Source organism: Thalassospira sp. MCCC 1A01428, assembly GCF_002115825.1.
Taxonomy (GTDB): domain Bacteria; phylum Pseudomonadota; class Alphaproteobacteria; order Rhodospirillales; family Thalassospiraceae; genus Thalassospira.
Window position 1 is genome coordinate 1 of the sequence record NZ_JFJZ01000128.1, and the last position, 1,374, is coordinate 1,374.

The 1,374-nt window shown below is 54.1% G+C and carries 1 protein-coding gene; it reads left to right on the forward strand.

Going from position 1 to position 1,374, the window contains the following annotated elements:
- Positions 1-1,218: NAD(P)/FAD-dependent oxidoreductase (locus THS27_RS26205; protein ID WP_371456364.1), on the forward strand; the 1,218-nt coding region annotated here is incomplete at its 5' end.
- Positions 1,219-1,374 lie beyond the last annotated feature (156 nt).

The window sequence follows — 1,374 nt, forward strand, 5'->3', positions numbered from 1 at the left end:
TTAATGAGTCCTGAGCCTAGAATTGTGATTATTGGCGCTGGCTTTGCAGGCACAATGTCGGCACTAAGCGCGGCGCGCCTGCGTGACGCTTATGGCGCAGAGGATGGAATTGAGATTGTTGTGGTTGCACCGGAACCCGTACTCAACATGCGTCCACGTCTCTATGAAGATGATCCTGCGCAGATGAGCGCACCACTCGAAGAACTGTTCCGCGTTACTGGTGTGCGTTTTGTGGAAGGATGCGTTCGCACAATCAACAAATCTACGCCTGCGGTCATTATTGAACAAAATAATGGCGAGCAAATCACCCTTGGTTATGATCGCCTCATCCTCGCGGCAGGAAGTCGCGTTGTTCACCCGCCGATACCCGGGCTTTCCGAGCATTGCTTCAGCGTGGATCAACGCCACGAAGCAGATGAATTGTGGCAACATATTCACGAACTTGCCGAGCAGCCCGTTTCAGAACAGCGTGACACAGTAGTGATCGCCGGTGGCGGCTTCACTGGAATTGAGACAGCGGCGGAAATGCCACAACGGCTGCGAACTGCATTGGGAAAGGATGCGAATGTCCGAGTAGTCGTCGTTGAGCGTGCGGAAGCTATTGGCCCGGATCTCGGACCGGGGCCGAGGCCAGTAATTGAGGAAGCGTTGAGTTCGCTCGGCGTTGAATGGATGCTCGGTAAGGCTGTAACAAAGGTCGATGCAACGGGTGTCACTCTTGAAGACGAAACACGTATTTTAAGTAAAACTGTGATCTGGACTGGCGGCTTACGTGCAACACCGTTAACCGAGCAGATTGAGGCGCCGCGGGACGAACTTGGTCGTTTGGTTGTTGAGCACGATCTTCGTGTTCCAGGCAATCCGGAAATATTCGCAACCGGCGATGCGGCAAGCGCTGCAACTGACAATGATGGTCACCGTACACTCATGTCCTGTCAGCACGCGATGCCGTTGGGTCGGTTTGCTGGCCACAATGCTGCTGCTGATCTTCTCTGCGCACCAACGATGTCTTATTCACAAGAGCGATATGTCACTTGTCTCGACCTTGGTCCTTGGGGAGCCGCATTCTGCGAAGGTTGGGACCGAAAGGTTATGCTGAGTGGATCGGCCGGTAAAAAGATCAAGGAAGAGATTAACTCGACCTATATTTACCCGCCCAAAGCAGAACGCGAAGTGGCTTTAGCCGCTGCAAAGCCCGGAATTACCGCAGACGTCTGAGTTTCTAATGGCCGCAGTTACCAAAGCTGCGTCCGTGCCGGCCGACCGCAGTCCTCCCCCCCATCCCCGCTGCGGTCGGCCATTCTTCATTGTACAGTCTGGATAGCTGTCAAACGATCAACGGAACTACCGGGGAATTAGGTGTTTAGTCCCGGC